This is a genomic window from Streptomyces sp. NBC_00316 (assembly GCF_036158715.1).
In the GTDB taxonomy this organism is placed as follows: domain Bacteria; phylum Actinomycetota; class Actinomycetes; order Streptomycetales; family Streptomycetaceae; genus Streptomyces.
Genome location: NZ_CP108023.1, coordinates 7,349,388 through 7,374,609 on the forward strand (window position 1 = coordinate 7,349,388; position 25,222 = coordinate 7,374,609).

The following is a 25,222-nucleotide window of genomic DNA, read 5'->3' on the forward strand; positions in this document are numbered from 1 at the left end:
ATCGGGAGCGCGGCTGAAAACAGTCCGGACGTGTCTTCGAGTTGGCTGTGCGGCAGTAGTAGGCTCGCGCCGTTTATTGACGGAACACCACCCCGCTGTGCGGGGCCGAGCTGGGGGAGGCCATGCGCTTTCGCGGAAAGTCCATCCGCAGGAAGATCGTGGCGTTGCTGCTCGTGCCGCTCGTCTCCCTCACCGCACTGTGGGTCTTCGCCACCTTCCTGACCGGCCGTGAAGCCGGCGATCTGATGGGCGCGAGCAACGTCGTGGAGAAGGTCGGCCGACCCCTCGAGGACACCGTCCGCGGCATCCAGGACGAGCGCCGCCGGACACTCGTCTTCCTCGCGGACCCCCGCGCCTCCGATGCCCTTCCCCTGCTGCGCCGCCAACGGGCCGCCACCGACCGGGTCGTGGCGGACGTCAAGGAGAGCGCTCGCCAGAAGGGCATTCGGGACGCACTGGGCCCCGATGCCGAGGCGCAGCTCAATGCGGTCCTCGGTGCGGTCGAAGGTCTTGGCACACTCCGCGACTCGGTCGAGAGGCGCACCATCGACCGCGGCCAGGCGCTGGAGTTCTACAACCGTCTCATCGACCCCTGCTATCACTTTCTCACCGGCCTCCACATGACGGAGAACGGGTCGATGGACCAGCAGGTGCGTGCGCTGGCCGGCATCTCCCAGGCCCGCGAAATGCTCTCCCAGGAGGACGCACTGGTCGCCTCGGGGCTCATAGCCGGACGGTTCGACGCCCCCGGACTGAGGCAGATCTCCGACCTCGTCGCCAACCGCAAGCTGCTCTACGAGATCAACACCGACGTCCTCCCGCCGGCGGAGCGCCGACGCGTCGAGCAGTACTGGGCGAGTCCGGACAGCGAGCCGCTGCGCACGGCCGAGAACAAGATCCTTGCTGCCGGCCCGGCCGGCGCCCCCCGTGCGGTCGACGCCGAACGCTGGCAGGAGGTCGCCCCGCCGGTCCTCGACCGGCTGGCCAACGACTCGACCGAGATGAACAACCGCCTCCAGGACCGCAGCAGGCCGGCGGGCCGCAGCGTCCTCATCAAGGCCGGTGTCGCCGGTGTCCTCGGCTTCCTCGCCCTGCTCGTCTCCGTCTTCGTCTCCGTACGCATCGGCCGCGAACTCGTCCGTGACCTCTCCCGGCTCCGCAAGGACGCCCACGAGGTCTCCGGCGTACGGCTGCCGAGCGTGATGCGCCGCCTCGCCGCGGGCGAGCACGTGGACGTGGAGACCGAGGCCCCACATCTCAGTTACGAGAAGGATGAGATCGGCCAGGTCGGCCAGGCGCTCAACACCCTGCAGCGCGCCGCCGTCGAGGCCGCGGTCAAACAGGCCGACGTGCGACGCGGCGTCTCCGAGGTCTTCGTCAACCTCGCCCGCCGCAACCAGGTGCTCCTGCACCGTCAGTTGACGCTCCTGGACGCGATGGAGCGCCGCACCGAGAACACCGAGGAGCTCGCCGACCTCTTCCGCCTCGACCACCTCACCACCCGCATGCGGCGGCACGCCGAGGGACTCGTGATCCTGTCCGGCGCGGCGCCGTCCCGGCAGTGGCGCAAACCGATCCAGCTGATGGACGTCGTGCGGGCAGCGGTCGCCGAGGTCGAGGACTACGAGCGGATCGAGGTCCGCCGCCTGCCGCGGATCGGCGTCGGCGGTCCCGCCGTCGCCGACCTCACCCATCTCATCGCCGAACTCCTGGAGAACGCCACGGTGTTCTCGCCCCCGCACACCGCCGTCCAGGTGCACGGCGAGCGGGTCGCCAACGGCTTCACCCTCGAAATCCACGACCGCGGACTCGGCATGCCCCCCGAAGTCCTGCTGGACGCCAATCTGCGGCTCGCCGAGACCCCCGACTTCGAGCTCTCCGACACCGACCGGCTCGGCCTCTTCGTGGTCAGCCGACTGGCGCAACGGCAGAACGTCCGCGTCTCCCTGCAGACGTCTCCGTACGGAGGAACCACCGCCGTCGTCTTCATGCCGGCGGCTCTGCTCACCGACGCGCCGGAGACGCACGGCTCCGGATTCAGGCTCGACCGGCGCGCCGACAAGGCGATCGGCAGCGGCCGGCCGGGCGACGGGAGCCCGCGCAGCGACAAGGACCGACGGGACGGTGCAGCGGACCGGAGCACGGCCGGCGCGGGGCCCAGGAGCCTCGCCCCGGTCCCGGCCGGCCGCGTCGGCCCGTCCGTCCTGGACGGGCCGGTCGAGCTCGAAGGCCCGGTCGAGACCCTGGACTTCGCGACCGACCCCGTACTCGCCCCGGTACTCGACGGGGTGTCCGACATCGACGACACGGAGAGCGAGCGCGGCGGCATCTTCCGCGCCCGCGGCGTCCGCCGCGACGGCGACCAGCACCAGCAGGCCACGGATGACACGGCCGACGTCCGTGCGATGCGCCCGGACGGCCCGGTGCCGCTGCCCCGCCGCAAGCCGCCGACTCCGATCGGCGGCCGCCGGGCCGGCGAGACCGGCCGCGCACATCCCATGACCACCGGCCCGGAGCGCTCACGCGCCGGATCCGGCACGTCACCGCACGACCCCGGGGAGCCCGCCGCCGGCTCCCGGCACTCCGCCGCCGAGACCCGGCGGCCCACCGAACCCCGGCAGCCCACCGGCTTCCGGAGACCGACCGAGCCCGCCACGTCCGCACTCGCATCCGTGCCGGCACCGCCTGCGTCGACGCCATCGACCGCACCCTCCTCCCGCTCCGCCGTACCGTCCTCGCAGCCGGGGACCGTGGACGGACTGCCCCGCCGGGTCCGGCAGGCCAGCCTCGCTCCGCAGCTGCGCGACGTCTCCGGCGGCCGCGTTCCCGAGCCGGCCCGCACGGAGTCCGCCGAGGACATCGAGCGGGACGCGGACGAGGTGCGCACGCGCATGGCATCGCTTCAGCGCGGTTGGCAGCGCGGCCGCCGGCAGAACGCCGAGGACGTGACCGGCTCCGGTGAAACAGCGCAAGGAACCACTCCGGGAGGGGACGGTCGATGACCGCACCGAACGCCGCAGCACCCCACGCCGCACGCCAGGGATCCGGCGAACTCAACTGGCTCCTCGACGAACTCGTCGAGCGCGTCGGCTCCATCCGCAAGGCGCTGGTGCTCTCCAGCGACGGCCTTCCCACCGGCACGTCCAAGGACCTGACCCGGGAGGACGCCGAACATCTGGCAGCCGTCGCCTCCGGGTTCCACAGTCTCGCCAAAGGCGTCGGACTCCACTTCGACGCGGGCCGTGTCCGCCAGACCGTCGTCGAACTCGACGAGGCGTTCCTCTTCGTCACGGCCGCCGGTGACGGCAGCTGTCTTGCCGTGCTGGCCGACTCCGACTCCGACGTGGGCCAGGTGGCGTACGAGATGACGCTGATGGTCAAGCGAGTGGGGGCCCACCTGGCCAACGCCCCACGGACGTCCGGTCTGCACGCCGGAGGGTGAGTGGATGGCATGAGCGCTGACTCCTCCTGGGGAACGCACCCCGGAACCCCGGCCGCTCCCACCGACCCTCAGTCGTCGCGCTGGTACGACGCCGAGGCGGGGCCGGTGGTCCGTCCGTACGCGATGACCCGGGGCCGTACCAGCAGCGCGTCCCGCCATCGGCTCGACCTGATCGCCATCGTCGTCCCGGAGCCCGCGGCCGACGATCCCGGTCTGAACCAGACGCTCTCCCCGGAGCACGTGGAGATCGTCGAACTCTGCAGCGACATGCCTCAGTCGATCGCCGAGCTGGCGTCCGGTCTGGACCTCCCCGTGGGGGTGGTCCGGGTGCTGGTCGGCGATCTCGTCGAGGACGAGCTGGTGCACGTGACCCGTCCCGTTCCGCCGGCCGAGCTGCCGGACGTGAACATTCTTCGAGAGGTGATCAATGGCCTTCGGGCGCTCTAGCAGCAGCAAGCGGCCCGTGGAACCGGTCGCCCTGAAGATTCTGGTGGCGGGCGGCTTCGGCGTGGGCAAGACGACGCTGGTCGGCGCGGTCAGCGAGATCAGACCGCTGCGCACGGAGGAGCGGCTGAGCGAGGCGGGCCGTCCCGTGGACGACACGGCCGGTGTCGAGGCCAAGACCACCACCACGGTGGCCATGGACTTCGGGCGGATCACGCTCCGCGAGGATCTGGTGCTGTATCTGTTCGGCACACCTGGGCAGGACCGGTTCTGGTTCCTCTGGGACGAACTGGCCCAGGGTGCCCTCGGGGCCGTCGTGCTCGCCGACACCCGTCGTCTGGAGGACTCCTTCGCGGCCGTGGACTACTTCGAGCGGCGCGAGATCCCGTTCACCGTCGCGGTCAACTGCTTCGAGGGCGCGGACCGCTTCCCGGCCGAGACGGTCCGCGCAGCGCTGGACCTCGACCCCGAGGTGGCGCTGCTGATGTGCGATGCACGCGACCGGCACTCGGTACGGGACGTCCTGGTCGCGGTCGTCGAACACGCGATGGCCCGGGCGGACCGCCTGCGTGAGCCGGCCACCACCTGAGTACGGAGCATCGCCGGGCGCCATGAGGACCGGCCCGGTCCACCGCGTGCGGACCGGGCACCTCGGCGCGCGGTCCATGGCGGCCGGCGTGTCTCAGCGGACCGCGACGACCGCCGAACCGTGCCCGAACAGACCCTGATTCGCGGTGATCCCCGCACGCGCCCCGGGTACCTGCCGCTCCGCCGCGGCGCCGCGCAGCTGCCAGGTCAGCTCGCAGACCTGGGCGATGGCCTGCGCAGGCACGGCCTCCCCGAAGGAGGCGAGCCCTCCGCTCGGGTTGACCGGGATGCGTCCGCCGAGCGCCGTGGCCCCTTCGCGTACGAGCTTGGCGCCCTCGCCCGCCGCGCACAGGCCGATGTCCTCGTACCACTCCAGTTCCAGTGCGGTGGAGAGGTCGTACACCTCGGCGAGCGAGAGCTCGTCAGGTCCGATGCCCGCCTCCTCGTACGCCGCCCGGGCGATCGACGCGCGAAAGGTCTCCGGAGCGGGCTCCACGGCGACCGCCGAATCGGTCGCGATGTCCGGAAGGTCGAGCACCGCCTTCGGGTAGGTGGGCGTCACGGTGGAGACGGCACGGATACGGACCGGATCGGCGTGCCCGTGGCGGCGTGCGAACTCCATGCTGGACAGGACGACCGCCGCCGCGCCGTCGGACGTCGCGCAGATGTCGAGCAGCCGCAGCGGATCGGCGACCACGGCGGACGCGGCCACCTGGTCGGCCGTCACCGGCGCACGGTAGCGGGCATGGCGGTTCAACGCGCCGGCCGCCGCGTTCTTCACCTTGACCAGGGCGAAGTCGTCCGGAGTGTCCCCGTACAGGGCCATCCGGCGGCGCGCGTACAGCGCGAAATACGCAGGGTTGGTCGCCCCGAGCACCCGGAAGCGCAGCCAGTCGGGATCGTCCGGCCGGTCGCCGCCCGCCGGGGCGAAGAACCCCTTGGGCGCCGCATCCGCACCGACCACGAGCACCACATCGGCCATGCCCGCCAGGATCTGCGCCCTGGCGCTGTTGATGGCCTGGGCGCCTGACGCGCACGCCGCGTACACGCTGGTGACGCGGGCGCCCTGCCAGCCGAGCGCCTGGGCGAACGTCGCACCGGCCACATACCCCGGATAACCGCCGCGCACGGTGTCCGCACCGACCACCGACTGCACGTCCTGCCAGCCGATCCCCGCATCGCCGAGCGCGACCCGGGCCGCGACCGTGCCGTACTCGACGAAACTGCGCCCCCACTTGCCCCACGGATGCATCCCGGCACCGAGGACGGCCACATCCCCGGTCATGCGGCACCGTCCGCGGCCGCGCCCGGGACGGTGGGCACGGGTCGCCAGTGCCAGGTGGTCCACACGGTGTCCCCACCCGCCGGCGCGTCCCCGCCGAGGACGCCCGGAACCACCTCGACGGTCATTCCGACCGCCAGGTCCCGGGTGCCCACCCCCGGCGCCGCCTGCCCGAGTACCACCATGCGCTCGGCCGCGAGCTCGACGGCGACCAGGGTGTACGGCTCCCAGGGCGCGTCCGGGTCGGAGAGGTACGGGGCGGGGGGCCGGTAGCGGCCGTCGGTGTACGACCAGACGGTGCCGCGCCGCGAGAGAGGTACCTCGACCAGCTCACCGCCTGCGCAGCCGGGATTGCGGCAGAACACGTCCTGGCGCGGGAAGAAGACCGACGAGCAGGCCGAACAGCGTGTGCCCAGCAGCCGGAAGTCCTCGCCGGCGGTGTCCTCGGTGAACCATCCGGCCACCACGGGTGTGCGCGTGCGCGACATAGCCCCTCCCCGGCACTGGATCTGACGGAACGTCAGAAGTGTGCCACGGTCAGTCGTTGTCGGCGAGCCACTTGGCTGCGGTCTCCGCAAGCTCCCGGTCGCGTCCGGCCAGCATCATCCGGATCATCTGCACATCGCCGCGCAGTGACCACGCGGGATGGCCGAAGGTGGCCGGATTGTTCTTCTCGATCAGGAAATGCGCCGGCCAGGCCGTGCCGTACCCGATCAGGGGGAGCGCGGCCGCGTACCGCTTGCGGCCCCTGGCCAGGCCGTAGGCGGTGACCGCGAGACCGGTCAGGGTCCCCGTCAGGTGGACCCAGCGGGTGGCGGCCTTGGAGTGCATCGCCACGTAGTAGGGCCAGAACTCTTCGTACGAATCGAACGTCTGCTGTGACATACGGGCACCGTAACGGCTGGGAGGGCGACGGGATACGGCCGGCCAGGGTCCGGGGGGAAGGACGGGCGGCCGGGAACCGCGGGGACGGTCCCGGCCGCCCTTGCGTACGGCGTGCGGTCTCAGTGGCCCGCGACGGACCTCGTGGCCACCGGGAAGTCGAAGTAGGTGTCCGGGAACAGCTCGGGCTTGAAGGTGTAGTGCCACCATTCCTCGGCCAGATTCACGAACCCGGCGTCGGTGAGCGTCTTCTTCAGGAACTGCCGGTTGGCTCGCTGTACGCCCTGGATCCGCGGGTCGTCGGTGTGCGACAGCGTGTCGAAGCAGTCGAATCCCGTCCCCATGTCGACCGAATTATCCGGGAAGCGGTCGGCCTTCGGCGCGTAGCAGGGCACCAGTGTCTCGCCCGGCCGGTACGGCCGGGTCGGCAGCGCGGGCAGCTTGACCAGGGTCAGGTCCACCGTGCTGCCGCGGCTGTGCCCGGACTTCTCCGCGATGTAACCGTCCGCGAACAGCCGCGTCTTGTCGACCAGGGGGTAGAACTCGCCCTTCATGGCCTGGGCGTCGAGATCCTTCGCCCATCGCACGAAGTGGTCGACGGCCCGCTGCGGGCGGTAGCAGTCGTACACCTTCAGCGAGTACCCCTGGTGCAGCAGCTGTGTCTGCGCCCGGTGCAGGGCCTGGGCCGCGGGCCGGGTCAGGATGCAGACCGGCTGACGGTATCCGTCGACCGGCTCGCCCATGAAGTTGTGACCGGTGGGGTAGCGCATCTCCTGGATGATCGTGGGATCGACCGAGCGCAGCGCGACGAACTCCGCAGGGGCCTTCGGCTCGGCCTTGGCCTGCGCGGGAGGGGTGCCGACGGTGACGGCGAGGAGGGTGGCGGCAGTGGCTGCCAGGACGCGGACGGCGGAAACTAGAGATGTCATGCGCGCATCATCCACCAGGTGCGGAGATGCCTGCAGGACGATCGGATACAGTCCGCGCGTGTCCGCGTCCGAGAAGGCCGGGCAGGAGAGGGCGGAGAAGGTGGAGAAGGTGGAGCGACCGATGAAGGACTCCCACTGCAGCAGCTGCGGAGCGCCGTACCCCTCGCCCGGGTCCACCGGCACCTGGCCCCGCACCTGCACCGCCTGCGGCGCCACCGCCTACCGCAACCCGTTCCCCGTCGCCGTCGCCCTGCTCCCCGTCACCGACCGGGACGGCACCGCACTCGTCGTCATCACCCGCACCATCGAGCCCCGGCGAGGCGGCCTCGCCCTGCCCGGCGGGTTCATCGACCACACCGAGGACTGGCGGCACGCGGTCGTACGGGAACTGCGCGAGGAGACCGGCATCGAGGCCGACCAGCGGGACGTCCGCCTCGCCGACGCCCTCAGCTCCCCGGACGGCCACCTGCTCCTCTTCGGCCTGCTCCCGCCACGCCCGGCCGCCGAACTCCCGCCGTCCGCCCCCACCGACGAGACCGCCGGCCACAGCCTGCTCCACGCCCCCGCCGAACTGGCCTTCCCGCTGCACACCCTGGCCGCTCGCGCCTGGTTCGAAGGCCGCTACGACCACCGCTGACGCGCCTCACACCCCTCGCACCCGCACCGGGTGCACGACCTCACCTCCGGCCCCCTCCAGCTCCACCACGACCCTCCCGTCCACCAGCCGCGTCGTGTACCGCTCGGCCTCCGGCAGCTCCCAGCCGTCACCCCCGTCACGGACCACCACACCACCTCCGCTGTGCCCCGCGGGCGGAGCCCACACCTCCAGTTCCAGCCCCCCGTCCGCACCGCGCACCGGAATCACCGAACCCGCCCGGACCAGGACCGGCACCCGCGACAACGGTGCATCGACCAGCACCTGCCCCGGCCCCTCGTACGCCTCACCGGTCGCCGTGTCGTACCACCGGCCCCGCGGCAACTGCACCGCACGGCGGTCCGTCCCCCGCTCCAGCACAGGCGCCACCAGCAACGCGTCCCCCAGCAGGAACGCGTCCTCGCACTCCCGCAGCGCCCGGTCCCCGGGCTCCCCCCACCACACCGGCCGCACATACGGCGCACCCGTCAGCCGGGCCACGTGCGCAAGCGTCACGAAGTACGGGTGCAGCCGCTCCCGCTCCACCAGCGCCGCCCGCGCGTGCTCCAGCACATCGGGACCGAACTCCCAGGGCTCCCGCCGCCCCGCGTCCCTCGCCGCGTGCGTACGGAACAACGGCAGCCAGGCACCCAGCTGGAACCACCGCAGATACAGCTCCGGGGACGGCGACCCGTCGAATCCGCCCACATCGGGACCCGAGTACGGCACCCCGCACAGGCCGAGACCGAGCACCAGCGACAGCGAGGCCCGCAACCCCGGCCAGCCCGTCGTCACATCGCCGGACCAGGTGCCCCCGTACCGCTGCATCCCCGCCCAGCCCGAGCGCGAGAACAGGAACGGCCGCTCGTCCGGACGCAGCCGGCACAGCCCCTCGTACCCGGCCCGGGCCATGGTCAGCCCGTACACATTGTGGGCCTCCCGGTGATCGCCCCCGCGGCCCTCCAGCGCGTGCCGGGCCGAACGCGGCAACGTCGGCTCACCGAACGCCGCGAACGACACCGGCTCGTTCATGTCGTGCCACACGCCGGAGAACCCCTGTGCCAGACGCTCCTCGTACAGACCGCTCCACCACCGCCGGACCTGCGGATCGGTGAAGTCCGGGTACACGCACTCACCGGGCCACACCTCCCCACGCACCATCCGCCCCCGCGCGTCCCGGACGAACGCCCCGGCCCCGCCGACCGCCGAACCGGTATCGAACACCGGGTATCCCGGCTCCGTCTTCACCGCCGGATCGATGATCGACACCAGCCGCACCCCGTTGTTCTCCCTCAACTCCTCCGCCAGCTGCGGCAGATCCGGGAACCGGTCACGGTCCACGGTGAACACCCTGTGCCCGTCGTAGTGATCGATGTCCAGGTGCAGTACGGACAGCGGCAGACCCCGCTCCCGGTACCCGGCGACGATCCGCCGCACCTCCCGCGCACTGCCGAACCCCCACCGGGCGTGCTGGGGACCCAGCGCCCAGGACGGCGGCAGCGCCGGCGCACCCGTCAGCGCCGTCCAGCCCTGCAGCACCCGGGCCGGTGTACCCGCCACCACCCAGCAGCGCAGCGGCCCCCCGTCCATCCGCACCTCGCACATCCCCGGACGGTCGTGGCCGGACCCCGCGCCCTCCTCGCCCTCGCGCAGCGTCACCCGCCCCGCCCAGGTGTTGTCGTGGAACGCCAGATGCGTCCCCGCGTCCGAGACCACCACCTGCACCGGCATCGTCAGATACAGCGGATCGTCACCCGGCCCGAAGCGCCCGCCCGGATCGGTGTTCCACAGCTCGTACGCACCGTCGCGCAGCCGCGGCCCCGCCGCCCGGCCGCCCAGCCCGAAGAACCGGGCGTCCGCCGGCACCTCCGACCGCTGCACCCACCGGGCGGGACCACCCGCCACCGGCTCCCACCAGCGCGGCGGCAGTTCCCGCCGGAGCATCACACCACCCGGCGTACGCAGTTCCACCGCCCCGTGCCGCGACACCACCACCGTCAGCCGTTCCGAGACCACCTGCCAGCCGCCGTCCTTGTCCGGCTCCAGCACGGCCCGTGGATCCGGTTCCGGCGCCGGACCGGGCAGCGCGTACGACGGCAGCGGCTCCGCCCCGTCCCACGCCCAGAACACGGCGCCACCGGACGCGACCCGGATGCGCAACTCCGAACGGGCGAACCTCACCACACCACCACCGGGCCCGGGCTCCGCCCCCATCAGCAGACCCGGCACCCTGGCCCGCTCCGCACCACGGGACGGCAGCGCCCGCGCATCCGCACGCTGCCGCCGCCAGGCCGAGCGCACCGTGCGCAGCCCCTGCACCGAACCGACCATCTTCACCGAGCGCACCAGGTCACGACCGTTCATGCAGCTCACCCTGCCAGCTGACGGAGCGGCTGCGGGCTTCGTTCAACTTCCGTTCACCCGTGGCCGGACCACATGGCCGGGCAAGCAACCATGGGTGGGGAACCCTGGTGCGGAAGACGATCACATGGCATCGTCCGTGACAGCCGCCTCACGCGCACATCCCCGCCCGTGCGCGCGACACACGCAGACCCGCGTACCCGTACCGTCAGGGAGCCGACCCATGACCTCAGCAGCAGCGAACGAAGCCCCCCTCTGGCAGCCCGACCCCGAGCGCATCGCCGCCGCAGCGGTCACCCGCTTCCAGAGCTGGGCGGCCGAGCGATACGGAGCACCGGCCGAGGGCGGCTATCCGGCGCTGCACCGCTGGTCCGTCGACGAGCTGGACACCTTCTGGCGGGCCGTCGCCGACTGGTTCGACGTACGGTTCTCCACCCCGTACGAGACCGCCATCGGCGACCGCACCATGCCCGGTGCCCAATGGTTCCCCGGCGCCACCCTCAACTACGCCGAACACGCCCTGCGCGCCGGGGAGGACCCCCTGCACGCCGGCGCCCCGGCCCTCCTCCACGTCGACGAGACCCATGCGCAGTCCGCCGTCAGCTGGTCCGAGCTCCGCCGCCAGGTCGGCTCCCTCGCCGCCGAACTCCGTGCCCTCGGGGTCCGCCCCGGCGACCGCGTCAGCGGCTACCTCCCCAACATCCCGCAGTCGGTCGTCGCGCTCCTCGCCACCGCGGCCGTCGGCGGCGTCTGGACCTCCTGCGCCCCCGACTTCGGTGCCCGCAGCGTCCTCGACCGCTTCCAGCAGGTCGAGCCCGTCGTCCTCTTCACCGTCGACGGCTACCGCTACGGTGGCAAGGAACACGACCGCACGGAGACGGTCGCCGAGCTCCGCCGCGAACTCCCCACGCTGCGCGCCGTCGTTCACATTCCGCTGCTCGGCACCCCCGCCCCCGAGGGCACCCTCGCATGGTCCGCCCTCACCTCCACGGACACCGAACCCGTCTTCGAGCAGGTCCCCTTCGACCACCCGCTGTGGGTGCTGTACTCCTCCGGCACCACCGGTCTTCCCAAGGCGATCGTCCAGTCGCAGGGCGGCATCCTCCTCGAACACTTCAAACAGCTCGGTCTGCACTGTGACCTCGGCCCTGCCGACCGCTTCTTCTGGTACACCTCCACCGGCTGGATGATGTGGAACTTCCTCGTCTCCGGCCTGCTCACCGGCACCACGGTCGTGCTGTACGACGGAAGCCCCGGCTACCCCGACGTCAGCGCCCAGTGGCGGGTCGCCGAACAGACCGGCGCCACCCTCTACGGCACGTCCGCCGCCTACGTCATGGCGTGCCGCAAGGCCGGGATCCACCCGGGCCGCGACCTCGACCTCTCCCGCATCCAGTGCGTGGCCACCACAGGTTCCCCGCTTCCGCCCGATGGCTTCCGCTGGCTCCACGACGAAGTCGCCGAGGACCTCTGGATCGCCTCCGTCAGCGGCGGCACGGACGTCTGCAGCTGCTTCGCCGGAGCCGTCCCCACCCTCCCCGTCCACATCGGCGAACTCCAGGCCCCGTGCCTCGGTACGGACCTCCAGTCCTGGGACCCTGCGGGCAAGCCGCTCATCGGGGAGGTCGGCGAACTCGTCGTCACCAACCCGCTGCCGTCCATGCCGATCCACTTCTGGAACGACCCCGACGGCAGCCGCTACCGCGACAGCTACTTCGAGATGTACCCGGGCGTCTGGCGCCACGGCGACTGGATCACCCTCACCGACCACGGTTCGGTGATCATCCACGGCCGCTCGGACTCCACGCTCAACCGCCAGGGCGTACGGATGGGTTCCGCCGACATCTACGAAGCCGTCGAACGCCTCCCCGAGATCCGTGAATCGCTGGTCATCGGCCTCGAAGAGCCCGACGGCGGCTACTGGATGCCCCTCTTCGTCCACCTCGCCGACGGCGCCGCCCTCGACGACGGCCTGCGCGACCGCATCAAACGGACCATCCGCGAGAACCTGTCACCGCGCCATGTCCCGGACGAGATCATCGAGGTGCCCGGCATCCCGCACACCCTCACCGGCAAGCGCATCGAGGTTCCGGTCAAGCGCCTCCTCCAGGGCACAGCTCTGGCCAAGGCGGTCAACCCCGGCTCGATCGACAACCTCGAACTGCTCCACTTCTACGAGGACCTGGCTCGCACACGCCGCTGACGGACGGCACTGTCAGTGCCCGCGATTACTCTGAGTGAGCAATGTTCGATCGCGCACCGGGGGAGTCATGGCGCATACCAGGAACACCCACACCGCAAGGAACGCCGGCCACCGGCGGACCGGCACATCGATGCGACGCATGCTGCGCCGCGAAGCACCCAGCACCATCGGCCTCCTGGCCGACGAGCAGGACTTCGCGGCCATGCGGCGCTACCGCACCTTCACGTTCGACGACCACACCGTCTATCTGCAGCAGGTCGAGGGCCTGCTCAAAACGCTCGCGGCCCAGGGCATGCACACCACTGTGGCCCTCTTCGACCCGGAGGAGTACGCGGAGTTCTGTGCAGAGACCGGCCTCGCCCCGGACGCCACCACCAGCCGCAGCCGCTTCACCGCGGAAGTCGCCGCGACCGGAGCGACCGTCGCGTACGCCGGGCAGCCCCTCGACACCCTGATCCCGCTCCTTGTCGGCCGAGCGGCCCGGCAGGCCACGTGGGAGCACGCCACGATGCTCCTGGCCGGCCTCGGGGACTGTGCCGACTGCGGCCAGGACATCGGCCGTGCCGCTTTCGACCGGGCCTCCCACCTCCTGATGCGCACGCTGGAGACCGCGGGCCCCGGCATGCACCATCTGGTCTGCAGCACCCCCGTGGAGAGCGAACACCTCCTTGCCGTCCTCCACACCGAACGGGACACCACGGGACCGGCCCGCTTCGAGACGGCGGAAGGAACGGAGTTCGTCACCGTCCTCGCCGTCGGCGTCGCTCTCGAGAGCCCGGGCGGACTCGTGCTCCGTACGAGCAACCCCGGGATGCCCGACCGGGTCCACGGCTGGCGCCTGACCCGAGGCAGCCTCCTACCGCTCACCGCGGGCGAGGTCTTCAGCGCCTACTGCACCGACGCGGACACCGGTGATCCGGTCTCGCCGGAGTCCGGCGTGGAGTACTGCTCGGGCTTCGACATCGGCGCGGACCAGCCGGAGGAACACCATTGACACGTCGAAGGGGCTTCCCGCCATGTCCGGCGGGAAGCCCCTTCACGACCAGCTCTGCGGGCTACTCGCCCGACAGCACCGCCTGAGCCGCGAGCCGTGCCTCGTCGGCCGAGTCCGCCGCACGCGCGGCGGCCGCAGCCCGCTGGCACTGCGCGAGCGTGTGCTTCGCCAGCGTGGCGCGGACATAAGGAAGGGACGCGGCACCCATCGACAGAGAGGTGACACCCAGCCCGGTCAGCACACAGGCGAGCAGGGGATCGGCGGCAGCCTCACCGCAGACACCGCAGCTCTTGCCCTCGGCCTTGGCGGCATCGGCCGACAGGGCCACCAGATCGAGGAGCGCGGGCTGCCACGGATCCTGCAGCCGCGACACCGCACCCACCTGACGGTCGGCGGCGAAGGTGTACTGCGCCAGGTCATTGGTGCCCAGCGAGAGGAACTCGACCTCCTGCAGGATCGAGCGGGCCCGAAGAGCAGCGGACGGAATCTCCACCATCGCGCCGAACTTCGCCTGCAGCCCGGCCGCCCGGCACGCGTCGGCGAACGCCTTCGCATCCGTGCGGTCCGCCACCATCGGTGCCATGACCTCGAGATGGACCGGGAGGCCCTCGGCCGCCTTCGCCAGCGCGGTCAACTGGGTCCGCAGCACCTCGGGGTGGTCCAGCAGGGTACGGAGCCCCCGCACCCCCAGAGCCGGATTCGGCTCGTCCGCAGGCGTCAGGAAGTCGAGCGGCTTGTCCGCACCGGCATCCAGCACCCGCACAACGACGCGTCCCTCGGGGAACGCCTCCAGCACCGCCCGGTACGCCGCGACCTGCTTCTCCTCGGACGGCGCCTGCTTGCTGTCGTCCAGGAACAGGAACTCCGTACGGAACAGGCCCACGCCCTCGGCGCCGGCCTCGACCGCCGCCGGCACATCGCCGGGTCCGCCCACATTGGCGAGCAGCGGCACCTTGTGACCGTCGGACGTCGCGCCCGGACCGGTCGAAGCGGACAGCGCCGCCTTGCGGGCCACCGCGGCGCTCTCCAGCTCCGCGCGCTTCTCCTCGCTCGGCTCGACGAAGATCTCGCCGGTGCTGCCGTCCACCGCGATCACCGTGCCCTCCGCCAGCTCACCGGCACCGGGCAGAGCAACCACGGCCGGCACACCGAGCGCCCGCGCCAGAATCGCACTGTGACTGGTCGGCCCGCCCTCCTCCGTGACGAACCCGAGCACCAGCGTGGGGTCGAGCAGCGCCGTGTCGGCAGGCGCCAGGTCCCGCGCAATGAGGACGTACGGCTCATCGCTGTCCGGCACGCCCGGCATCGGCACACCCAGCAGCCGCGCGACGATCCGATTGCGCACATCGTCGAGGTCCGCGACCCGCCCCGCCAGGTACTCCCCGGCACCCGCCAGCAGAGCCCGGTAGGCGGCGAGCGCGTCGTACACCGCGCGCTCGGCGCTGCTGCCGACGGCGATACGCCGATCCACGTCGGCCATGAGCTCGGGGTCCTGGGCCATCATGGCCTGCGCCTCGAGCACCGCCTGCGCCTCGCCGCCGGCCAGATTGCCTCGCGCGATCAGGTCGGCCGCAACAGCGTCCACGGCCTGGCGAGCACGCCCCTGCTCGCGCTCCGCCTCCTCTGCGGGGATCTGTTTGGCAGGCGGCTCGAGCACAGCCGTACCCATGTGCCGAACCTCGCCGATCGCCACACCGTGGCTCACGCCGACGCCTCGCAGCGTTGTCTCCATTTCACCGTCTCCGTTTGTGCGGTGGCCCGTGCCACCGCGGTGGATGTACAGCCGGCGTCACTGCGCCGAACGCGTCACTGCCAGCCGAACAGGGTGTCGCCGACCTTGACATCGCCGTCCTCGCGGAGGTCGGAGAGGGAGTCGGCGGTGGCCTCCAGCGCCACGACCGGGCAGATCGGGGACTTGCCGGCCGCCTCGACGGCAGCGGGGTTCCACCGGACGATGTTCTGGCCACGCGTCACCGTGTCACCCTTGTTGACAAGCAGTTCGAAGCCCTCGCCATTGAGCTGAACAGTGTCGATACCCAGGTGCACCAGCACCCCGTGCCCGTCCGCGTCCACGACGACGAAGGCATGCGGGTGAAGGGAGACCACGATCCCGTCCACCGGTGAAACGGCTTCCGACGGCTCCCGCACGGGGTCGATGGCCGTTCCGGGACCGACCATCGCGCCGGAGAAGACCGGGTCGGGTACCGCAGCGAGTCCGATGGCGCGTCCGTCGAGCGGGGACGTCACAGTGGTCATGGGGAGCCTCCCAGGGTGGAGCTTCAATTGGGGCCGCCGCGGCTTGTAAGGGGACGGCGTACTGCTGAGCAGCGTAAGTCATAAGAAGTCCCGGTTCCGCCCGAGTCCAGCGGGTTCGCAGACCTAGGGGAGCACCGCGAACGATTTGCCTCGACTCCCAGCGGCCTGTACTGTCGTGCTCCTGCCTGGCCCCAGTGCGACGTTGAGTCCGGGGTCGGCGGCGACTATTCAGTCCAAACCCTAATCTCAATTCAGCTTCTGCATGCCTGCAGGGGTGGTCAAGGGAAACGGAATAGGCCTGATAGAGTCGGACTCGCCGGAAAGGGAAACGCGAAAGCGGAAACCTGGAAAGCGAAACCCGCTTCGACCGGGAATCGGACACGAAAGAGTCTGATAGAGTCGGAAACGCAAGACCGAAGGGAAAAGCCCGGAGGAAAGCCCGCGAGGGTGAGTACGAAGGAAGCGTCCGTTCCTTGAGAACTCAACAGCGTGCCAAAAGTCAACGCCAGATATGTTGATACCCCGGCCTGTTTCGGCAGGTTGGTGGTTCCTTTGAAAGTCCTGCCGGGCCCTTGTGGTTCCGGTGGGCAATTTACACAGCGAGGACGCTGTGGACGACCGGTCCTATTCCGACCGGTTGTTCCGCTCTCGTGTGTGTCGTCCCGATTACGGGAAAACATTCACGGAGAGTTTGATCCTGGCTCAGGACGAACGCTGGCGGCGTGCTTAACACATGCAAGTCGAACGATGAAGCCTTTCGGGGTGGATTAGTGGCGAACGGGTGAGTAACACGTGGGCAATCTGCCCTTCACTCTGGGACAAGCCCTGGAAACGGGGTCTAATACCGGATAACACTCTGTCCCGCATGGGACGGGGTTGAAAGCTCCGGCGGTGAAGGATGAGCCCGCGGCCTATCAGCTTGTTGGTGGGGTGATGGCCTACCAAGGCGACGACGGGTAGCCGGCCTGAGAGGGCGACCGGCCACACTGGGACTGAGACACGGCCCAGACTCCTACGGGAGGCAGCAGTGGGGAATATTGCACAATGGGCGAAAGCCTGATGCAGCGACGCCGCGTGAGGGATGACGGCCTTCGGGTTGTAAACCTCTTTCAGCAGGGAAGAAGCGAGAGTGACGGTACCTGCAGAAGAAGCGCCGGCTAACTACGTGCCAGCAGCCGCGGTAATACGTAGGGCGCAAGCGTTGTCCGGAATTATTGGGCGTAAAGAGCTCGTAGGCGGCTTGTTGCGTCGGTTGTGAAAGCCCGGGGCTTAACCCCGGGTCTGCAGTCGATACGGGCAGGCTAGAGTGTGGTAGGGGAGATCGGAATTCCTGGTGTAGCGGTGAAATGCGCAGATATCAGGAGGAACACCGGTGGCGAAGGCGGATCTCTGGGCCATTACTGACGCTGAGGAGCGAAAGCGTGGGGAGCGAACAGGATTAGATACCCTGGTAGTCCACGCCGTAAACGTTGGGAACTAGGTGTTGGCGACATTCCACGTCGTCGGTGCCGCAGCTAACGCATTAAGTTCCCCGCCTGGGGAGTACGGCCGCAAGGCTAAAACTCAAAGGAATTGACGGGGGCCCGCACAAGCAGCGGAGCATGTGGCTTAATTCGACGCAACGCGAAGAACCTTACCAAGGCTTGACATATACCGGAAAGCATCAGAGATGGTGCCCCCCTTGTGGTCGGTATACAGGTGGTGCATGGCTGTCGTCAGCTCGTGTCGTGAGATGTTGGGTTAAGTCCCGCAACGAGCGCAACCCTTGTTCTGTGTTGCCAGCATGCCCTTCGGGGTGATGGGGACTCACAGGAGACTGCCGGGGTCAACTCGGAGGAAGGTGGGGACGACGTCAAGTCATCATGCCCCTTATGTCTTGGGCTGCACACGTGCTACAATGGCCGGTACAATGAGCTGCGATGCCGCGAGGCGGAGCGAATCTCAAAAAGCCGGTCTCAGTTCGGATTGGGGTCTGCAACTCGACCCCATGAAGTCGGAGTTGCTAGTAATCGCAGATCAGCATTGCTGCGGTGAATACGTTCCCGGGCCTTGTACACACCGCCCGTCACGTCACGAAAGTCGGTAACACCCGAAGCCGGTGGCCCAACCCCTTGTGGGAGGGAGCTGTCGAAGGTGGGACTGGCGATTGGGACGAAGTCGTAACAAGGTAGCCGTACCGGAAGGTGCGGCTGGATCACCTCCTTTCTAAGGAGCACTTCTTACCAAGCTTGCTTGGTCAGAGGCCACTACGTCGGCAAATGTTCGACGGTGGTTGCTCATGGGTGGAACGTTGACTATTCGGCATGGTTCTTCGGGATCACTAGTACTGCTTCGGCGTGGAACGTGAATCGTGAGGGGTCGTGTCGGGCACGTTGTTGGGTATCTGAGGGTACGGCCGTCTGGTCGCCTTCAGTTGCCGGCCCCGGTAAAGCATCGTTTCGGCGGTGTGTGACGGGTGGTTGGTCGTTGTTTGAGAACTGCACAGTGGACGCGAGCATCTGTGGCCAAGTTTTTAAGGGCGCACGGTGGATGCCTTGGCACCAGGAACCGATGAAGGACGTGGGAGGCCACGATAGGCCCCGGGGAGCTGTCAACCGAGCTTTGATCCGGGGGTGTCCGAATGGGGAAACCCGGCAGTCGTCATGGGCTGTCACCCGCTGCTGAACACATAGGCAGTGTGGAGGGAACGAGGGGAAGTGAAACATCTCAGTACCCTCAGGAAGAGAAAACAACCGTGATTCCGGGAGTAGTGGCGAGCGAAACTGGATGAGGCCAAACCGTATGCGTGTGATACCCGGCAGGGGTTGCGCATGCGGGGTTGTGGGATCTCTCTTTTGCGGTCTGCCGGCCGTGAGACGAGTCAGAAACCGTTGATGTAGGCGAAGGACATGCGAAAGGTCCGGCGTAGAGGGTAAGACCCCCGTAGCTGAAACATTGACGGCTCGTTTGAGAGACACCCAAGTAGCACGGGGCCCGAGAAATCCCGTGTGAATCTGGCGGGACCACCCGCTAAGCCTAAATATTCCCTGGTGACCGATAGCGGATAGTACCGTGAGGGAATGGTGAAAAGTACCGCGGGAGCGGAGTGAAATAGTACCTGAAACCGTGTGCCTACAAGCCGTGGGAGCGTCGCGCATCGAGCTTGCTCGGTGCGTCGTGACTGCGTGCCTTTTGAAGAATGAGCCTGCGAGTTTGCGGTGTGTTGCGAGGTTAACCCGTGTGGGGAAGCCGTAGCGAAAGCGAGTCCGAATAGGGCGTTTTAGTAGCACGCTCAAGACCCGAAGCGGAGTGATCTAGCCATGGGCAGGTTGAAGCGGAGGTAAGACTTCGTGGAGGACCGAACCCACCAGGGTTGAAAACCTGGGGGATGACCTGTGGTTAGGGGTGAAAGGCCAATCAAACTCCGTGATAGCTGGTTCTCCCCGAAATGCATTTAGGTGCAGCGTCGTGTGTTTCTTGCCGGAGGTAGAGCACTGGATAGGCGATGGGCCCTACCGGGTTACTGACCTTAGCCAAACTCCGAATGCCGGTAAGTGAGAGCACGGCAGTGAGACTGTGGGGGATAAGCTCCATGGTCGAGAGGGAAACAGCCCAGAGCATCGACTAAGGCCCCTAAGCGTACGCTAAGTGGGAAAGGATGTGGAGTCGCAGAGACAACCAGGAGGTTGGCTTAGAAGCAGCCACCCTTGAAAGAGTGCGTAATAGCTCACTGGTCAAGTGATTCCGCGCCGACAATGTAGCGGGGCTCAAGCGTACCGCCGAAGTCGTGTCATTCGTACATATATCCCCAACGGGAGTACGGATGGGTAGGGGAGCGTCGTGTGCCGGGTGAAGCAGCCGCGGAAGCGAGTTGTGGACGGTTCACGAGTGAGAATGCAGGCATGAGTAGCGATACACACGTGAGAAACGTGTGCGCCGATTGACTAAGGGTTCCTGGGTCAAGCTGATCTGCCCAGGGTAAGTCGGGACCTAAGGCGAGGCCGACAGGCGTAGTCGATGGACAACCGGTTGATATTCCGGTACCCGCTTTGAAACGCCCAATACTGAATCAGGCGATGCTAAGTCCGTGAAGCCGGCCCGATCTCTTCGGAGTTGAGGGTAGTGGTGGAGCCGACGAACCAGACTTGTACTAGGTAAGCGATGGGGTGACGCAGGAAGGTAGTCCAGCCCGGGCGGTGGTAGTCCCGGGGTAAGGGTGTAGGGCGTGTGGTAGGTAAATCCGTCACACATGAGTCTGAGACCTGATGCCGAGCCGATTGTGGCGAAGTGGATGATCCTATGCTGTCGAGAAAAGCCTCTAGCGAGTTTCATGGCGGCCCGTACCCTAAACCGACTCAGGTGGTCAGGTAGAGAATACCGAGGCGTTCGGGTGAACTATGGTTAAGGAACTCGGCAAAATGCCCCCGTAACTTCGGGAGAAGGGGGCCATCACTGGTGATTGGATTTACTCCATGAGCTGGGGGTGGCCGCAGAGACCAGCGAGAAGCGACTGTTTACTAAAAACACAGGTCCGTGCGAAGCCGTAAGGCGATGTATACGGACTGACGCCTGCCCGGTGCTGGAACGTTAAGGGGACCGGTTAGCTGACTTTCGGGTCGGCGAAGCTGAGAACTTAAGCGCCAGTAAACGGCGGTGGTAACTATAACCATCCTAAGGTAGCGAAATTCCTTGTCGGGTAAGTTCCGACCTGCACGAATGGCGTAACGACTTCTCGACTGTCTCAACCATAGGCCCGGTGAAATTGCACTACGAGTAAAGATGCTCGTTTCGCGCAGCAGGACGGAAAGACCCCGGGACCTTTACTACAGTTTGATATTGGTGTTCGGTTCGGCTTGTGTAGGATAGGTGGGAGACTTTGAAGCAGCCACGCCAGTGGTTGTGGAGTCGCCGTTGAAATACCACTCTGGTCGTGCTGGATGTCTAACCTGGGTCCGTGATCCGGATCAGGGACAGTGTCTGATGGGTAGTTTAACTGGGGCGGTTGCCTCCTAAAGAGTAACGGAGGCGCCCAAAGGTTCCCTCAGCCTGGTTGGCAATCAGGTGTTGAGTGTAAGTGCACAAGGGAGCTTGACTGTGAGACCGACGGGTCGAGCAGGGACGAAAGTCGGGACTAGTGATCCGGCAGTGGCTTGTGGAAGCGCTGTCGCTCAACGGATAAAAGGTACCCCGGGGATAACAGGCTGATCTTCCCCAAGAGTCCATATCGACGGGATGGTTTGGCACCTCGATGTCGGCTCGTCGCATCCTGGGGCTGGAGTCGGTCCCAAGGGTTGGGCTGTTCGCCCATTAAAGCGGTACGCGAGCTGGGTTTAGAACGTCGTGAGACAGTTCGGTCCCTATCCGCTGCGCGCGTAGGAATATTGAGAAGGGCTGTCCCTAGTACGAGAGGACCGGGACGGACGAACCTCTGGTGTGCCAGTTGTCCTGCCAAGGGCATGGCTGGTTGGCTACGTTCGGAAAGGATAACCGCTGAAAGCATCTAAGCGGGAAGCCTGCTTCGAGATGAGTATTCCCACCCCCTTTGAGGGGTTAAGGCTCCCAGTAGACGACTGGGTTGATAGGCCAGATGTGGAAGCCCGGTAACGGGTGGAGCTGACTGGTACTAATAGGCCGAGGGCTTGTCCTCAGTTGCTCGCGTCCACTGTGTTAGTTCTGAAATAACGAACGGCCGTGTTGTTGTCCGGTGTTGGTTAATTTCATAGTGTTTCGGTGGTCATTGCGTTAGGGAAACGCCCGGTTACATTCCGAACCCGGAAGCTAAGCCTTTCAGCGCCGATGGTACTGCAGGGGGGACCCTGTGGGAGAGTAGGACGCCGCCGAACAATTATTCCGGGAAAGCCCCGCACCTCTGGTGCGGGGCTTTTCTGCGTTCACCGGTCCTTCCCTCACCCCCGTGCAAGCGGCCGCAGTGGCTGAGGGTAAGGTCAGGGGGCATCATTGGCACGTTCTTCACAGGAGGCCCCCGGGTGGAGGTCCAGGAGACTCGGGTTCAGACGGACCGAGTCCTCACCATCCCCAACATCCTCAGCATGGCTCGCCTTCTCGGGGTGCCGCTCTTCCTGTGGCTGATCCTTCGTCCCGAGTTCGGCGGCCCCAAGAGCGATGGCTGGGCCCTGCTGGTCCTGATGCTCAGCGGGATCAGCGACTACCTCGACGGCAAGCTCGCCCGACGGTGGAACCAGATCAGTAGTCTCGGGCGACTCCTGGACCCGGCTGCCGACCGCCTGTACATCCTTTCGACCCTCGTCGGACTGACCTGGCGGGAGATCCTTCCGCTCTGGCTCACTGCGGCCCTCCTCGCCCGTGAGCTGATGCTTCTCGTCATGGTGGGAATCCTCCGGCGCCACGGCTATCCGCCGCCCCAGGTGAACTTCCTCGGGAAGGCCGCTACGTTCAACCTGATGTATGCCTTCCCCTTGTTGCTGCTCAGTGACGCAAGTGGTTTGCTTGGCTCGCTGGCCGCTATTTTCGGATGGGCGTTCGCGGGGTGGGGTACAACGCTCTATTGGTGGGCAGGGATCCTCTACGTGGTTCAGGTCCGCCGGCTCGTCAAGGCGGATGTAGCAGCCGATTGAGCTCGTTGATGCGGTACCGCGCAGTGTGGCCGGTCCGCGGTTGATCTCTCAGATGTTGCCCCGACGGGCGAAGTCGGCCAAACCGTCGTCTCTGCAAGGAGGACGTTTCCGACATGAAGGCCGTCGTGATGGCTGGTGGCGAAGGCACTCGTCTTCGCCCCATGACCTCGAGCATGCCCAAGCCGCTCCTGCCCGTGGCCAATCGGCCGATCATGGAGCATGTGCTACGGCTGCTCAAGCGGCATGGGCTCAATGAGACCGTCGTAACCGTCCAGTTTCTCGCCTCTCTCGTCAAGAATTACTTCGGAGACGGCGAAGAGCTCGGGATGGAGCTCACCTATGCCAACGAGGAGAAGCCTCTCGGCACCGCGGGGAGCGTGAAGAACGCCGAAGAGGCGCTGAAGGACGACACCTTCCTCGTCATTTCCGGCGATGCTCTGACCGACTTCGACCTGACCGACCTCATCGCCTTCCACAAGGAAAAGGGCGGTCTCGTCACGGTGTGCCTGACACGGGTTCCGAATCCGCTGGAATTCGGAATCACGATTGTGGACGAGGGCGGCCAGGTCGAGCGGTTCCTGGAGAAGCCGACCTGGGGTCAGGTCTTCTCGGACACCGTCAACACAGGCATCTACGTGATGGAGCCCGAGGTCTTCGACTATGTCGAGGCCGACGTCTCGGTGGACTGGTCCGGCGACGTCTTCCCGCAGCTCATGAAGGAAGGCAAGCCGATCTACGGCTATGTCGCCGAGGGCTACTGGGAGGACGTGGGCACCCACGAGAGCTATGTGAAGGCACAGGCCGACGTCCTTGAGCGCAAGGTCGACGTCGAGATCGACGGCTTCGAGATCTCACCCGGTGTATGGGTCGCCGAAGGTGCCGAAGTACATCCCGACGCGGTACTGCGCGGGCCCGTGTACATCGGGGACTACGCAAAGATCGAAGCCGGCGTCGAGTTGCGCGAGCACACCGTCATCGGCTCGAACGTCGTCGTCAAGACGGGTGCGTTCCTGCACCGGGCCGTAATTCACGACAATGTCTACATCGGCCAGCAATCCAATCTGCGCGGATGCGTGATCGGCAAGAACACCGACATCATGCGGGCGGCCCGCATCGAGGACGGCGCGGTCATCGGCGACGAGTGTCTGGTCGGTGAGGAATCGATCATTCAGGGCAATGTACGGGTCTACCCGTTCAAGACCATCGAGGCAGGCGCCTTCGTCAACACCTCGGTGATCTGGGAGTCGCGCGGGCAGGCGCATCTGTTCGGCGCCCGCGGCGTCTCGGGAATCCTGAACGTGGAGATCACCCCTGAACTCGCCGTGAGGCTGGCCGGTGCGTACGCCACCACCCTCAAGAAGGGGTCGACCGTCACCACCGCGCGTGACCACTCCCGAGGCGCCCGCGCGCTGAAGCGAGCCGTCATCTCGGCGCTGCAGGCCAGCGCCATCGATGTGCGGGACCTGGAGAACGTACCGCTGCCGGTCGCGCGTCAGCAGACCGCCCGGGGGAGCGCCGGCGGAATCATGATCCGCACCTCCCCCGGAGTGCCGGACTCGGTGGACATCATGTTCTTCGACGAGCGGGGAGCGGACCTGTCGCAGGCGCGTCAGCGCAAGCTGGACCGGGTCTACGCACGTCAGGAGTACCGGCGGGCGTTCCCCGGGGAGATCGGCGATCTGCACTTCCCGTCGAGCGTCTTCGACTCCTACACGGGGTCGCTGCTGCGCAACGTGGACACCTCCGGTATCGCCGCCGCAGGGCTCAAGGTCGTCGTCGACGCGTCCAACGGCAGTGCCGGGCTCGTCCTGCCCAGCCTGCTCGGGCGGCTCGGCGTGGACGCGCTGACCATCAATCCGGGGCTCGACGAATCGCGTCCCACCGAGTCCGCCGACGCCCGGCGCTCCGGGCTGGTGCGGCTCGGGGAGATCGTGTCCTCGGCGCGGGCCGCGTTCGGCGTGCGCTTCGACCCGGTCGGTGAGCGGCTCTCCCTGGTCGACGAGCGAGGCCGGATCGTGGAGGACGACCGGGCTCTGCTGGTCATGCTCGATCTGGTGGCCGCCGAGCGGCGCAGTGGGCGGGTGGCGCTGCCGGTGACGACGACGCGCGTTGCCGAGCAGGTGGCTGCGTACCACGGCACACAGGTGGAATGGACGACGACGTCGCCCGACGATCTGACACGGGTGGGACGTCAGGAAGGCACCATCTTCGGCGGCGACGGGCGCGGTGGCTTCATCGTTCCCGAATTCAGCAGTGTCTTCGACGGTTCGGCCGCTTTCGTGCGGCTCATCGGGCTCGTCGCCCGGACGCAGCTCACGCTCAGCCAGATCGACGCCCGCATTCCCCGCGCGCACGTCCTCCACCGTGATCTGGCCACGCCGTGGGCGGTCAAGGGGCTGGTCATGAGGCGCGTGGTGGAGGCCGCAGGAGATCGCGATGTCGACACCACCGACGGTGTACGGGTCGTCGAGGCGGACGGGCGCTGGGTGATGGTGCTGCCGGACCCGGCGGAGGCCGTCACCCATCTGTGGGCGGAAGGTCCCGACGACGCCTCGGCGCAGGCGCTTCTCGACGAGTGGGCGGAGGTCGTGGAGAGCGCCGGTCACTGACGTTCCCCGGGTGCGCCGGGAGG

Annotated in this window: 16 protein-coding genes and 3 rRNA genes; 12 read left to right on the forward strand and 7 right to left on the reverse strand. The window is 67.5% G+C overall.

Annotation, left to right across the window (positions count from 1 at the left end; genetic code table 11):
- The first annotated feature begins 122 nt into the window (after nucleotides 1-122).
- The 4 genes from OG878_RS32705 to OG878_RS32720 are packed head-to-tail and all read left to right on the forward strand — an operon-like array spanning nucleotide 123 to nucleotide 4,475.
- On the forward strand, nucleotides 123-3,002 hold the full coding sequence (locus OG878_RS32705) for a sensor histidine kinase (protein WP_328890108.1): 2,880 nt from the start codon (nucleotides 123-125) through the stop codon (nucleotides 3,000-3,002).
- Nucleotides 2,999-3,442, forward strand: a complete 444-nt coding sequence (locus tag OG878_RS32710) for a roadblock/LC7 domain-containing protein (RefSeq protein ID WP_328890109.1) — start codon at nucleotides 2,999-3,001, stop codon at nucleotides 3,440-3,442. The genes OG878_RS32705 and OG878_RS32710 overlap by 4 nt, the downstream gene beginning before the upstream one ends.
- A 9-nt stretch (nucleotides 3,443-3,451) precedes the next feature.
- Nucleotides 3,452-3,889 carry a DUF742 domain-containing protein gene (locus tag OG878_RS32715; protein ID WP_328890110.1) on the forward strand — a complete coding sequence of 146 codons (438 nt, stop codon included), beginning with the start codon at nucleotides 3,452-3,454 and terminating at the stop codon, nucleotides 3,887-3,889.
- Entirely contained in the window at nucleotides 3,870-4,475 is a 606-nt protein-coding gene (locus tag OG878_RS32720; RefSeq protein WP_328890111.1) for a GTP-binding protein, read from the forward strand. The genes OG878_RS32715 and OG878_RS32720 overlap by 20 nt, the downstream gene beginning before the upstream one ends.
- A 93-nt stretch (nucleotides 4,476-4,568) precedes the next feature.
- Here the strand turns inward: OG878_RS32720 and OG878_RS32725 are convergent, their stop codons facing one another.
- The 4 genes from OG878_RS32725 to OG878_RS32740 form a co-directional block, all read right to left on the reverse strand.
- Entirely contained in the window at nucleotides 4,569-5,759 is a 1,191-nt protein-coding gene (locus tag OG878_RS32725; RefSeq protein WP_328890112.1) for a lipid-transfer protein, read from the reverse strand.
- A complete protein-coding gene (locus tag OG878_RS32730) occupies nucleotides 5,756-6,244 on the reverse strand; it encodes a Zn-ribbon domain-containing OB-fold protein (protein WP_328890113.1) in 489 nt (162 codons plus the stop codon). The genes OG878_RS32725 and OG878_RS32730 overlap by 4 nt, the downstream gene beginning before the upstream one ends.
- A 49-nt stretch (nucleotides 6,245-6,293) precedes the next feature.
- Entirely contained in the window at nucleotides 6,294-6,641 is a 348-nt protein-coding gene (locus tag OG878_RS32735) for a DUF962 domain-containing protein (protein WP_328890114.1), read from the reverse strand.
- A gap of 119 nt (nucleotides 6,642-6,760) precedes the next feature.
- Nucleotides 6,761-7,567, reverse strand: a complete 807-nt coding sequence (locus OG878_RS32740; protein ID WP_328890115.1) for a M15 family metallopeptidase — start codon at nucleotides 7,565-7,567, stop codon at nucleotides 6,761-6,763.
- 121 nt (nucleotides 7,568-7,688) lie between these two features.
- Here OG878_RS32740 and OG878_RS32745 point away from each other — a divergent pair, with 121 nt between their 5' ends.
- Nucleotides 7,689-8,204 carry an NUDIX domain-containing protein gene (locus OG878_RS32745; protein WP_328891460.1) on the forward strand — a complete coding sequence of 172 codons (516 nt, stop codon included), beginning with the start codon at nucleotides 7,689-7,691 and terminating at the stop codon, nucleotides 8,202-8,204.
- A 6-nt stretch (nucleotides 8,205-8,210) separates the two neighbouring features.
- Here OG878_RS32745 and OG878_RS32750 read toward each other — a convergent pair whose 3' ends face one another.
- Nucleotides 8,211-10,565, reverse strand: a complete 2,355-nt coding sequence (locus OG878_RS32750; protein WP_328890116.1) for a glycoside hydrolase family 31 protein — start codon at nucleotides 10,563-10,565, stop codon at nucleotides 8,211-8,213.
- 220 nt (nucleotides 10,566-10,785) lie between these two features.
- Between OG878_RS32750 and OG878_RS32755 the strand changes: the two genes are divergently transcribed.
- Both OG878_RS32755 and OG878_RS32760 read left to right on the forward strand, forming a co-directional pair.
- A complete protein-coding gene (locus tag OG878_RS32755) occupies nucleotides 10,786-12,765 on the forward strand; it encodes an acetoacetate--CoA ligase (RefSeq protein WP_328890117.1) in 1,980 nt (659 codons plus the stop codon).
- 67 nt (nucleotides 12,766-12,832) lie between these two features.
- Nucleotides 12,833-13,759, forward strand: coding sequence for a hypothetical protein (locus OG878_RS32760; protein WP_328890118.1), 927 nt, complete (start codon nucleotides 12,833-12,835; stop codon nucleotides 13,757-13,759).
- 61 nt (nucleotides 13,760-13,820) lie between these two features.
- Here the strand turns inward: OG878_RS32760 and ptsP are convergent, their stop codons facing one another.
- Both ptsP and OG878_RS32770 read right to left on the reverse strand, forming a co-directional pair.
- Nucleotides 13,821-15,491 (reverse strand): phosphoenolpyruvate--protein phosphotransferase, encoded by a 1,671-nt coding sequence (gene ptsP, locus OG878_RS32765; protein ID WP_328890119.1) that lies wholly within the window; start codon nucleotides 15,489-15,491, stop codon nucleotides 13,821-13,823.
- A gap of 74 nt (nucleotides 15,492-15,565) precedes the next feature.
- Nucleotides 15,566-16,015 (reverse strand): PTS sugar transporter subunit IIA, encoded by a 450-nt coding sequence (locus OG878_RS32770; RefSeq protein WP_328890120.1) that lies wholly within the window; start codon nucleotides 16,013-16,015, stop codon nucleotides 15,566-15,568.
- A 679-nt stretch (nucleotides 16,016-16,694) separates the two neighbouring features.
- Here OG878_RS32770 and OG878_RS32775 point away from each other — a divergent pair.
- The 5 genes from OG878_RS32775 to OG878_RS32795 all read left to right on the forward strand — a co-directional run bounded on the left by OG878_RS32775 (nucleotide 16,695) and on the right by OG878_RS32795 (nucleotide 25,199).
- Nucleotides 16,695-18,220 (forward strand): 16S ribosomal RNA (locus OG878_RS32775).
- A 297-nt stretch (nucleotides 18,221-18,517) separates the two neighbouring features.
- A 23S ribosomal RNA gene (locus OG878_RS32780) occupies nucleotides 18,518-21,641 on the forward strand.
- Nucleotides 21,642-21,720: 79 nt separating this feature from the next.
- Nucleotides 21,721-21,837: ribosomal RNA gene (gene rrf / locus OG878_RS32785) — 5S ribosomal RNA — on the forward strand.
- Together the 16S, 23S and 5S rRNA genes form the textbook arrangement of a ribosomal RNA operon.
- 144 nt (nucleotides 21,838-21,981) lie before the next feature.
- Nucleotides 21,982-22,590, forward strand: a complete 609-nt coding sequence (locus tag OG878_RS32790; protein WP_328890121.1) for a CDP-alcohol phosphatidyltransferase family protein — start codon at nucleotides 21,982-21,984, stop codon at nucleotides 22,588-22,590.
- A gap of 113 nt (nucleotides 22,591-22,703) precedes the next feature.
- Nucleotides 22,704-25,199: a mannose-1-phosphate guanyltransferase gene (locus tag OG878_RS32795; protein WP_328890122.1), complete on the forward strand. Its 2,496-nt coding sequence runs from the start codon at nucleotides 22,704-22,706 to the stop codon at nucleotides 25,197-25,199.
- Nucleotides 25,200-25,222 lie beyond the last annotated feature (23 nt).

What these genes read in the sequence shown, in the direction of transcription:
- OG878_RS32705 (WP_328890108.1), top strand. Translation starts at nt 123, where the DNA reads ATGCGCTTTCGCGGAAAGTCCATCCGCAGGAAGATCGTGGCGTTGCTG.
- OG878_RS32710 (WP_328890109.1), top strand. Translation starts at nt 2,999, where the DNA reads ATGACCGCACCGAACGCCGCAGCACCCCACGCCGCACGCCAGGGATCC.
- OG878_RS32715 (WP_328890110.1), top strand. Translation starts at nt 3,452, where the DNA reads ATGAGCGCTGACTCCTCCTGGGGAACGCACCCCGGAACCCCGGCCGCT.
- OG878_RS32720 (WP_328890111.1), top strand. Translation starts at nt 3,870, where the DNA reads ATGGCCTTCGGGCGCTCTAGCAGCAGCAAGCGGCCCGTGGAACCGGTC.
- OG878_RS32725 (WP_328890112.1), bottom strand. Translation starts at nt 5,759, where the DNA reads ATGACCGGGGATGTGGCCGTCCTCGGTGCCGGGATGCATCCGTGGGGC.
- OG878_RS32730 (WP_328890113.1), bottom strand. Translation starts at nt 6,244, where the DNA reads ATGTCGCGCACGCGCACACCCGTGGTGGCCGGATGGTTCACCGAGGAC.
- OG878_RS32735 (WP_328890114.1), bottom strand. Translation starts at nt 6,641, where the DNA reads ATGTCACAGCAGACGTTCGATTCGTACGAAGAGTTCTGGCCCTACTAC.
- OG878_RS32740 (WP_328890115.1), bottom strand. Translation starts at nt 7,567, where the DNA reads ATGACATCTCTAGTTTCCGCCGTCCGCGTCCTGGCAGCCACTGCCGCC.
- OG878_RS32745 (WP_328891460.1), top strand. Translation starts at nt 7,689, where the DNA reads ATGAAGGACTCCCACTGCAGCAGCTGCGGAGCGCCGTACCCCTCGCCC.
- OG878_RS32750 (WP_328890116.1), bottom strand. Translation starts at nt 10,565, where the DNA reads ATGAACGGTCGTGACCTGGTGCGCTCGGTGAAGATGGTCGGTTCGGTG.
- OG878_RS32755 (WP_328890117.1), top strand. Translation starts at nt 10,786, where the DNA reads ATGACCTCAGCAGCAGCGAACGAAGCCCCCCTCTGGCAGCCCGACCCC.
- OG878_RS32760 (WP_328890118.1), top strand. Translation starts at nt 12,833, where the DNA reads ATGGCGCATACCAGGAACACCCACACCGCAAGGAACGCCGGCCACCGG.
- ptsP (WP_328890119.1), bottom strand. Translation starts at nt 15,491, where the DNA reads ATGGAGACAACGCTGCGAGGCGTCGGCGTGAGCCACGGTGTGGCGATC.
- OG878_RS32770 (WP_328890120.1), bottom strand. Translation starts at nt 16,015, where the DNA reads ATGACCACTGTGACGTCCCCGCTCGACGGACGCGCCATCGGACTCGCT.
- OG878_RS32795 (WP_328890122.1), top strand. Translation starts at nt 22,704, where the DNA reads ATGAAGGCCGTCGTGATGGCTGGTGGCGAAGGCACTCGTCTTCGCCCC.